6 protein-coding genes are annotated in these 9,785 nt (G+C 53.8%); 1 reads left to right on the top strand and 5 read right to left on the bottom strand.

The window, feature by feature from the left end; translation table 11 throughout:
* The first annotated feature begins 55 nt into the window (after positions 1-55).
* Positions 56-1,903 (top strand): NUMOD1 domain-containing DNA-binding protein, encoded by a 1,848-nt coding sequence (locus tag JI741_RS31685; RefSeq protein ID WP_202016510.1) that lies wholly within the window; start codon positions 56-58, stop codon positions 1,901-1,903.
* A gap of 31 nt (positions 1,904-1,934) precedes the next feature.
* Here JI741_RS31685 and JI741_RS31680 read toward each other — a convergent pair whose 3' ends face one another.
* Genes JI741_RS31680 through JI741_RS31660 form a run of 5 tightly spaced genes read right to left on the bottom strand, consistent with a single transcriptional unit; the run spans position 1,935 to position 9,783 of the window.
* Positions 1,935-3,017, bottom strand: coding sequence for a glycosyltransferase family 4 protein (locus tag JI741_RS31680; RefSeq protein ID WP_202016508.1), 1,083 nt, complete (start codon positions 3,015-3,017; stop codon positions 1,935-1,937).
* Between the two features lie 2 nt (positions 3,018-3,019).
* The gene (locus JI741_RS31675) at positions 3,020-5,434 is read right to left on the bottom strand and encodes a glycosyltransferase family 4 protein (protein WP_202016506.1); all 2,415 of its coding nucleotides are present in this window, start codon (positions 5,432-5,434) and stop codon (positions 3,020-3,022) included.
* On the bottom strand, positions 5,431-6,666 hold the full coding sequence (locus JI741_RS31670) for a glycosyltransferase family 4 protein (protein WP_202016504.1): 1,236 nt from the start codon (positions 6,664-6,666) through the stop codon (positions 5,431-5,433). The genes JI741_RS31675 and JI741_RS31670 overlap by 4 nt, the downstream gene beginning before the upstream one ends.
* Entirely contained in the window at positions 6,659-7,351 is a 693-nt protein-coding gene (locus JI741_RS31665) for an acyltransferase (protein ID WP_202016502.1), read from the bottom strand. The genes JI741_RS31670 and JI741_RS31665 overlap by 8 nt, the downstream gene beginning before the upstream one ends.
* Positions 7,352-7,362: 11 nt before the next feature.
* Complete coding sequence (locus JI741_RS31660; protein WP_202016499.1) at positions 7,363-9,783, bottom strand: phosphotransferase; 2,421 nt, start codon at positions 9,781-9,783, stop codon at positions 7,363-7,365.
* Between the last annotated feature and the right edge of the window lie 2 nt (positions 9,784-9,785).

Raw genomic sequence — 9,785 nt, 5'->3', positions numbered from 1 at the left:
CTGCAGCAGGTGGTTTGTTATGGAGAGAACGTTGTGTCAATAAGAAGAAATCACAATGAATAAGATCCCAGACCGTACGTTGAAATCAGACAAAGATTATGACCGGTATCCCTTCCGGAATCTTTCGCTTGAAAACATGAAGGGAGAAAAGTGGCTGGATGTTCCCGGATTTGACGGCCACCTGGCAGTTTCCAACTATGGACGTGTTTGGATGTTGTCGCAGGAGATTCGGAAGGCAACTGGAAAGGTGTGTCCGGCGAAGGAATGCATTCGCAAGCAGGTTATGTCGAGACGCTACAATCCCTATACGAAAGATTACATGGAACAATTGGCTGTGAATGTCCGGTATAATGGGAGAAGGCTGAGAGCGCTTGTGAACAGGCTCGTGTATCAGGTGTTTGTTGCGCCGATCGATTTTAAGGAAGATCACTTGCGCGTAGTTCATCGCGATGGTGATAACTGCAACAATCATTATAAGAATCTTGTGTTGATGGATGGTGTTCACGTGTATCGGCATGTGTTGCACATCGGGCGTCTTCCAAAATCAGGAACTACCAAAAAAAAGGGACAGCCAAGAACGGGCAAAAACGCGGAGCGTCCGATTATACAATATTCGCTGGACGGAAAGAAGATAGCTGAGTTTGAAAGCATTGCCATGGCGTCGAAGGCCACCGGCACCCATCGTGTTAGTGTGAGGAGGGCTGCACAGAAAAAAGTGCTGCAACTTCGGGGATTTGTTTATCGCTACAAGGGCGACTACTACGGCGGTGAACAGTCGGGTTTTTCCAGAGAAAGACCCGTGACGCAATACAGCATTGCGGGCGAGAAAATAGCGAGGTTTTTGAGTGTTACGGAAGCCGCGCGCGCGACAAAGATCAGCGGCAAAACGATCAGTGGCGCAGCCCTGCGGAAATTCAGGTTTGGCAGTGGCTATGTTTGGCGATATGATGGAGAAACTTACGACGGGGAACTGAAAGATACGATCCGGAACAGGCCCAAAGGCATTGTGCAATATACGCCCGAAGGGTTGAGGGTTGCACGCTACGATAGTGTGAACCAGGCTTGCAAGGCAACGGGCTTTTGCAACACGGCGTTGCTCCATTGCGCCAGCAAACAATCCAAATTGTCGTATGGGTTTGTGTGGCGTTTTGAAAACGAAGACTATCAAGGTGAGTATGGATGCTTCGCTCAGAAAATTAAGAAGAATCCAAGGGCTAAAAATAAACGTGACGGCGCTCGTGCGCGGCGCTATGCGGTGGCACCTGCCCGGATGTCTTCATCGTTTAGACCCAGTCGCGGTGCGCGAAACGGAAAGGAAGTTGTTCAATATGCGCTGTCGGGCAAGGTGATAAAAAAATATTCAAGTCTGGCAGAAGCGGCGAAAGCATGCGCGATAGATACGTCGGGTATATCGACAGTTTTAGACAAGCCGAAGCGATCGGCAGGTGGGTTTGTGTGGCGCACAAAGGGGAATCGCTATTTTGGTGAGCTTGCGAAAACTCCTTCACAAAACAAAGCGCGTGCGGTTACACAATATGACCGCGACGGTAGAAAGCTTGCGGAGTTTAGGAGCGGCCAGGAGGCGGAACGAAGAACAGGGGTGACGTCGTCAAGTATTTCGGCGGCAGCCACCGGCAAATGCAGAACTGCGGGAGGCTTTGTGTGGCGGTATGGAAAGGTGGTTGAAAAACTGAACCTGGAAACTCTCCAGGGTTCGGCCCTCGCGAAGTTGAAGCGGGTGAGTAAGTCGATTTATAAGTATTCTATCGATGGGGAAAGGCTTGGCGAATTTCCCAGTCTTTCGGCGGCGTCCCGAAGCGAAGGCATTCAGGTGTCGTGCATTTCTTCGGTGATTCACGGGCGAAGCAAATCGGCAGGCGGTTTTTTGTGGAGGCTTAAATGATGACACTGCCAACGGCGCTTGGATTTCTCCACTACTTGCCGGACTCCATTTTTTCCAGTATTTTTTTCCACTCCACCACAGAACGGTTCACGTTGAGCAACGACGTTACGGCGGCAAACAACAACACGGCCGACAGAATTACCCACGTGACGGGAATCAGATAAATCAAACCCGCGGTGATGAGCAGGACGCAGGTTACGGTGATGCTGATGAGTATGGATGTTTTTTTGTGCGTGAGGCCGAGTTGAAGAAAGAGGTGGTGCAGATGCGTTTTGTCGGCAGTGAAAGGCGATACGCCTTTTTTTATTCGTGAGCGGTAGACGCGCAGCGAGTCGAGCACGGGCACGAGAAAAATGCCGGACACCAACAGCAACACTTTCACTTGTTCGACCGGCCCGCCGGTGCCGGCTGTGTTGAGCAACGTGATGGCCGACACAGAAAGTATGAACCCCAGAAAAAGCGATCCGCCATCGCCCATAAAGATTTTGTTTTTGCTGAGGTTGTGATACAGAAATCCGATGACGGCGCCCACGAGCGTGATGTAGAGCACGGCGAGATCATATTGGCGCAGTTGAAAGGCAATGATGGCCAGCACCGAAAATCCGATCAGCGTGAGACCTCCCAGGAGTCCGTCCACACCGTCCATAAGGTTGTAGGCGTTGACGACGCCGGTGATCACGATCATGGTCAGGCCATATTGAAGTGCCAGCGGAATTTCGTCGATACCAAAAATGCCGTACAGGGATGTGATGCGTATGCCCGACGAACAGACCACGTAGGCAGACGCCAGCTGAATGAAAAGCCGGTACACCGGTTTGATGTTCAGCCGGTCGTCCAGCACGCCCGTTGCCAATAGCACCAGCGCGCCACCAAGCAACGCCCAGTGCTGGTTGAGGGCGTGCAAAAATGCGGGGCTCAGCAACAAGGCCAACGCGGTGGTGACGGCGATGGAAATGCCACCCACCAGCGGCACCGGCTGGTCATGAACCTTTCGCGCATTTGGCCGGTCTACGAGCCCCACTTTCCAGGCCAGGGATTTGAACACGGGAATGACAACCATGGAAAAGATGAGGGCCACCGTTGCGGGAAGAAAGTTTTCGAAGATCATTTTCATGGTTATCGTTTTTCGTAGAAGGTATTGCTGAATTTAAGGTGCTCTGCCTGGTAACGCGCCAGCACGGCCTCGTCTATCGTTGTCACTTTTGCGGCAATAGAGGGTTTCACTTTCGCGGTGAGCACTTCCTGAACGAGGTGCGCATACTTTGAAGCGATCAGCTTCCAGGTGTACCGGCGCATGGCAATTTGGCGCATTGTGTTGGCGAGTTCTTTCAACGTATGCACCGATGTGGTTTCGATGATTTGAACAAGCTCTTCGGCGTTTCTAAAATACAGGGCTTTGTCTTCGGTGGTCGTGCGGTTGTAGGAAACATTGAAGGCGATGACGGGAAGCCCCAGGTGCATGGCCTCTACCAGCGAGGGATTGGTGCCGCCCGCGGAATGGCCGTGTACATACACGAGCGCATTGCCGCGCAGCATGTCGAGTGTTCGCTGGTTATAGATGGGGTCTAGCAGGTGGAGGTTTGCAAAGTCCTTGTAGGTTCTTCGAAGGTCGCGGCCATAGGCACTCTTCTCCCAGTTGCCCACCATCACAAACGTATGCCTGGGCAGTTTGGCAAATGCCGCCAGCACTTCGTGCACATTGTTTTCGGGTTCGATCCGGCAGACTTTGAATGCATAGGGCTTGCGCAGAAAGGAATACTGCTCCTTGTCCTGAAATGCAGGACTGACATGGAGTGTGTGGTCGGCGCCATACTCGATGATGCGGCTGAGGGTGCCATAGCGTTTTGCCGTGTAGTCTTGTATGGATTCGTTATCGGATATGTCGATGTGAGAATAGCGGACGGCCAATTTTTCGGCCCACCACAAGTAGCATTTGGCCAGGGTGTTCCACTTGTCGCGCTTCCACTCGATGCCGTCGATCGAGATGATGATTTTTTTGTTGGTGAAGAGCCGCACAAAGGGCAGCATCCACGCGCCCGCCACGCCGAGAATCAGCAACACATCAGCATAAAGCAACGCGTGCAAAATCGAAAGCGTGTCGTAGGCAATACTTTGAATGCCGTTGGCATCGAGGGGCACGTATGTCAGACGGGCCTGCAGATAGTTTTTGAGCCGGTTGGGTTTTGGATATTTTCGACCGGAACAATATACGGTGAGGTGGTATTGATCGCCCAGGTTTTTCACCAGGTGGTCGGCGAGTGTTTCAAAGCCGCCATAGTTTGCCGGCAATCCTACCGTGCCAATCACGGCGACTTTCTTTTTCTCGCGGGGGTGTGGTGTTGATTTCATGACGGGCGAAATACCATTCGTGTGCCAATGGATAAAAGGCTGCCTGGAAGCAAACCAGGCAGGTTTCTGCGGGATCGTTTCCACGTCGTGGAATGCCTTTCCGCCACACAAACGCGAGAGCATCGCGAAGCTTTGCGCCTCCATCGACGCTTCGCGAAAATGCTCAACACGGGCTTTTGCTTTTGCTTTCATGTAGCGATAGAGGTGGTTGTTGTTCAGCAGCACCTTGAGCATGACGGACACATTCGCCAGGTTGCGGGAGTCGGCATGAAAGCCCACCACGCCGTCGGTAACAATTTCGGCGATGCCGCCCACCGGCGGCACAATGCAGGGAAGTCCATAGGCCATGCCTTCGAGCACGGTGAGGCCGAAGGTTTCTACCCATAGGTCGGGGCGCGACAAGTTCACCACCACGTCGGCCCAGCGGTAGAAGGGGTGGAGGTCCGTTTGCGTGCTGAAGATCTCCACGTTGTCGGAGACCACCACGCCTTGCACAAAACGATCGATGTCGGTGCGCGACGCATTCACGACCAACCTGAACTGGCATTCGGGATGCCACTCGGCCAACGCCAGGAATTCATAGATCCCCTTATACACTTTGAGCGAACAAACCATCAGCACATTGCGCGGCGCACCAAGGGGCTTCACGTTTTGTTCGGCCATGGCGAGAAACGAGTCTTCCATGGCGTTGTAGCACACCTGAACATTTTTGCCGGGCATCGGCTCGGTTTCGGACAGGGCGTGCGACACATAGATGACCTGGTCGGCAGCCCACCTGACAATGCCAAACAGAAATTTTTTCAGCACCGGCGGGCGCATGGTGGTTTCGTGAATGTGATACACAACACAACAACCTTTTGCCTTGCCCAGAAAGGCCGCGCCAAACGGCAGCACGGTGTTGATGTACAGAACGTCTCCTTTTTTTACTTTGAAAAATAGCGTGAAGAAGAGCAATGCCTGACTGACACTGAGATTGAACAGGCGAAGCCAGGGGTTTGCCGCCCACCGATACCAGTAGCGGACATAACGCACGCCCTGAAGGTTGCTCAGAAAGCCATCGCGTCCTGAACTTGTGACCACCGTGACATCCATGTTTTTTTTTACCCATCCCTTAATGAGTTGCATCAGCACTTTGGGGCTGCCGCTATAATCGTTCAGTAAATGGAAAGCGTATATTTTCATACAGACAGATTTTGATAGAGGTGGTCGAGTTGATCGCCACGTCGGTTCCATTGAAAATGCGATTCGAACCGGGCCCGCGCGCCGTGGCTGAGGGCGCGACGTTTACGCTCATCGCCATGAAGACCGCCCAACGCGGCGGCCAGTCCGTTGATGGTTTCGTTGACGGAAGTTGCCGGCACGGCTATGCCGCAGGATGCGTCTATGAACTCGCCGGGGCCGGAATTGTCGAGACAAACCACGGGCACCCCAAACGACAGGGCTTCGGCCACCACCATGCCCGCCCCTTCGTGCGATGGAAAGAGAAAGGCGGCAGCGTCGGCATACTGTTGCAGCAACAACGATCTTTCCATCCACGCAAAAAAGCGCACATGGGCCTCCACACCCTGTTGCTGCACGAGGTGTCGATAGTAGGATTCTTCGGGGCCGCTGCCCACAATGATTAATTCACAACGCTCCTGTTCGACCGGGTGCAACGTGGCCAAAAAACGGGCAAACGAAAGGATGGTGAGATCGAACCCTTTCAAAGGGACCAGACGCCCCGCCGACAGCACGGTGAACTTCTGTCGGGGTTGGGACCGGTGGTTGTTGTGATCTTCGGTCGCCACCGAAGGCATGATGCTCACCTGTTTCTTCGACAGGTCAATGACGTTGGCCACCGCGCGGTTCATGCACAGCACATGGGCTGCATGCGATATGGTGTTGCGCAGCGCCGGTGAAAATTTCCAGAATGCATTTTTGACGTGCCATGTGAGCGTTTCATAAAAGCGGTAGCGTTTCTTGTAGGGCTTCAGAAATGCTGCGGGGATTTGGGGGTGGTGACCTATGGGCCCCCACACAAAGGGCTTCTTGAGTTTCCACAAATAGGAGGGTGTCCAATCGTTGTGGAAATTCAGGTTGTGTGCAATGTCGAAAACAAGTTTCCGCTGTCTTATGAATCCGGGAAGAGCGCGTTGCCACATCCAGAAGTATAGCATTGCGCCGCGTCCGCCTTTTTTCCAAAAGCGCATCCAGTAGGGCAGGTCGAAATATTCAAACACCATGTTTGCATAGAGCGGGTTGGGATGTTCCTGCATGAACTGCTCGATGTGGCGGCGATTGTTTTGGCGCGTCACAGCAATGACCGGGCGGAAGCGGGCAATCTGGCAAATGAGGTTCCACCCCATGCCATCTTCCGATCCTTTATAGGGGTTCACTGCGTAGGCTGTGGCCAGGATGATTTTTGAATCACGCATGTCTGTGGTTGATTAGTTTGGCAGGCACGCCACCGATGACACTATGCGGCGGGAAGGATTGAGTCACGACGGCGCCGGCGGCCACTACACAACCTGTGCCGATGTTCACGCCATCGAGCACGGTGACCTTGCTGCCGATCCAGCAATTGCTTCCGATGGCAATGCCTTTGCGGGTGACGCCTTGCGAGCGAATGGGGGTGGTGAGGTCGCGGTAGTTGTGATTTTCCGGATGACAACTGAAGTATTGTCCAATGATGGTGTCGTCGCCTATCTCCAGTCCTCCACCGCCACCCAGATAGGCGAACTCGCCAATGCCCACATGGTGGCCGATGCGGATGTGTTGCCCCACGTGGTTTAGTGAGGTTGACACAACCACACGGCTGTACGCCCCAATGCTCACGTGGTTGCCCAGTGTGATGCCTTCGATGCCGAGGGCGCTCAGGCAAACGCCTGTGTCAAGTTTCATAAATCTTCCCCACCGTATCCTGGAACGATAGTGGAAGCACACGCCCCGGCCCAGCAAAGCACCTTGCGGCCGTTGAAGCCAAAGGAGTGTTCGCCATCCGCGCACCAGGCGCACCACTTGTTGCCACAGAAACGCCCGCAGCATGGCGCCACTCAGCGCCTTGTCGAAACAAAAGGCAGGATTGCGCAGTCTGATGATTTTCTCAAGCTGTGTTTTCATGGTATAACAATTCAGGAAGTGTGCACAAATGGCACGATGCGGTTCAGAATGATGTTGAGGGTGGCGCCCATGTCCACGTTCTCGATCGGCACGTAGCGATCGTCATCGCCATCGTCGTTCAGTTTTTGGAAGAGCGTGAGGTAGCTACGGGTTAGGTTTTCGATCGTGGTTTTGTCGAGCTCTTTCTTTCGCTGGAGAATGAGGTCGGCGTTGGCATAGAGAAAGAAGTTCAACTGTGGTTTGAGTATCAGCGTAAATCCCCAGCGGGCAACAAATGCGGGAAGGTGAATGTTGCTGCGGCGACCATCGTTAATGAAGTCGAAGTAGTAGCGGTCATAGAGCACCACATAGCCGCGAAGAACATAGCGCACGTGGATGTAGAGCTGTCCAATGAGGTAGTCGGTGTAGTAGTATGCAAATCGGAACATCGAAGAGAGTGTGCTCCGGTTGTTGCCCTGTCGTGGCAACCCGGTGGCCGCTGCTTTTTCGGCGGCGGCCTTTCCCTTTGTCCACACACTGAGAATGGGCAGGAGCGATGGACGGTGACGCAACACCACCACGCGCCGGCGCAATTGTTTCTCCACACGATGTTTCACATTTTCGATGATGGTGGATTTGCCCGCGCCGTCCACACCGCTGAACGTGATCACGATGCCGCGTTTCAGTATGGCTGCGCGCACCACGTCGAGGGCATACTGCAGCTGATGAAGGCCATGGCAAATGCCCTTGTTCTCGGGGCGCGCCTTCACGTGTTGTCTGATGTTGGCACCCGATGCTGCCGACGGTTCGGCCACGTAGTGTGCCAGCAAGGCGTGGGTTGGGCCGGATGCCAATTGCAAAACACTCCGGATGTTCTGATACCGGGCCGGCACGGGTGCATGGTTGAGGCTATAGAACAAGGCAACATACTGTGCATCGTCCAGCGTAGCGGGTGTTTTCACACCGTGCCATCGCACCTGGGCATGCCGCAGCAGCGTGTCAATATCCATCATCACCAGTGCCTTGCGTTTCAGCTCCCAGATAAAATCAAGGCTCAACATGGAACCGTCGTGCAAGATGAGATGCTCGGTGGCCATAAACGATTTTGTGACTACCTGCCGGCTCCTGACGAGCGCATGGTTTGCCAGAAAATGTTCTGCCTTCTTGTAGCCCTCACGTGTAATGCAGACATCGAGGTCTGAAAAAGGGCTGAGGTGTTCGGGGTAGGTATCGTCATATTTCAGCACCGCATAGTTTTCGTCGCGCAGCACATCCACCACATCCATCAACAGCAGTTCGCGATGGGGTATGTGTTTGGCCAGCACGGCACTGATTGCTTCGCTCCACGTGTCGAGCAGCCAACGCACCTGGGTGTGCCACTGGTTTTGTCGGCTGTAGAGGTCGAGGTAGTAGACGGTATGCATCAGCAGATAGAGCGACAGATAGAACGATTGCTCCACGGCGGTGTGCATGCCCAGGAACGCCCGCTCGTTGGCAAACAACACCTGCAGGTCGGCCTCAATCTTTCGCCAGGGGTGGCGGGCCACAAGGATGCCGTTTTGAATGATATAGTGAAACGCATCGAAGCCGAGGGGTGCGTGCTGCGACATCTCCCAGTCATAGATGCATAGTTTTCCGTCGGCTTGAAACATGTTCCACGGTGTGAAGTCGCCGTGCGCGAAACACGTTTCGATTACTTTTTCGTCGTTGATGGATTCGAGTAGAAAACCGATTTTTCGCAGCATGCCTTTGGGAAGTCGTGGGTCGGTGTTCCGGCACAATTGCGCGAACGTGTTGTTTGTGTCTTGCCACGACGCCACCTGGCACAACCTTGCATGTTGCCACGACTTGTATTTTAGTTCCTTAAGCACCTCAACGTGTGCCGCCGAAAACGCCGACGTGCGTTGGCCGTTCGTGGCCACGTCTGAAATTTTGACACGACCTTCGGAAACCTGGATCACTTCCGGAAACTGGAATGTCTTTGGTTGTTGTGACCGCAGCCAGCACAACGCTGCGTGTTCGTTGGCCAGCACGGCCATGGCGTTTTCGCCGACGGCCTGCTTTATGAAAAAGCCTGCACCATTTTTCTTTGCATAGATCAACACCTTCCGATTTGGTCCGGGCGTGCCGGCGAAAGCTGCCCACTCGCCTTGCACAGGGGTTACGGCATCTGCCGTGGGCAAAACGTGCAAACAAATGTGCCTGAACATCAGCCGGTGCACGCGCAGACGAAACAGCAGGGTGACAGCCCAGGCAAAAAATTTGGCCTTGCGGCCCCTCACGTTATAGAACTTCAGGAAGAGCGGATGCCGCAGCGTTGACGGCCATAGCCACCGCAGGGTTCCATCGGGATTGTTCGCATAGCAGAGGTCGATTTTCTCTGCATCCACCAGCACGCGGTGGTCGGGCACAATGCGATAGCCCAGGGTTTCAACGATCTCGTTTACAGTCATAA

Origin of the sequence: Chryseolinea lacunae (assembly GCF_016735595.1) — a bacterium.
Taxonomy (GTDB): domain Bacteria; phylum Bacteroidota; class Bacteroidia; order Cytophagales; family Cyclobacteriaceae; genus Chryseolinea; species Chryseolinea lacunae.
This window is presented reverse-complemented; position numbering and strand designations above follow the sequence as displayed.

What these genes read in the sequence shown, in the direction of transcription:
- JI741_RS31670 (WP_202016504.1), bottom strand. Translation starts at nt 6,666, where the DNA reads ATGCGTGATTCAAAAATCATCCTGGCCACAGCCTACGCAGTGAACCCC.
- JI741_RS31685 (WP_202016510.1), top strand. Translation starts at nt 56, where the DNA reads ATGAATAAGATCCCAGACCGTACGTTGAAATCAGACAAAGATTATGAC.
- JI741_RS31665 (WP_202016502.1), bottom strand. Translation starts at nt 7,351, where the DNA reads ATGAAAACACAGCTTGAGAAAATCATCAGACTGCGCAATCCTGCCTTT.
- JI741_RS31660 (WP_202016499.1), bottom strand. Translation starts at nt 9,783, where the DNA reads ATGACTGTAAACGAGATCGTTGAAACCCTGGGCTATCGCATTGTGCCC.
- JI741_RS31680 (WP_202016508.1), bottom strand. Translation starts at nt 3,017, where the DNA reads ATGAAAATGATCTTCGAAAACTTTCTTCCCGCAACGGTGGCCCTCATC.
- JI741_RS31675 (WP_202016506.1), bottom strand. Translation starts at nt 5,434, where the DNA reads ATGAAAATATACGCTTTCCATTTACTGAACGATTATAGCGGCAGCCCC.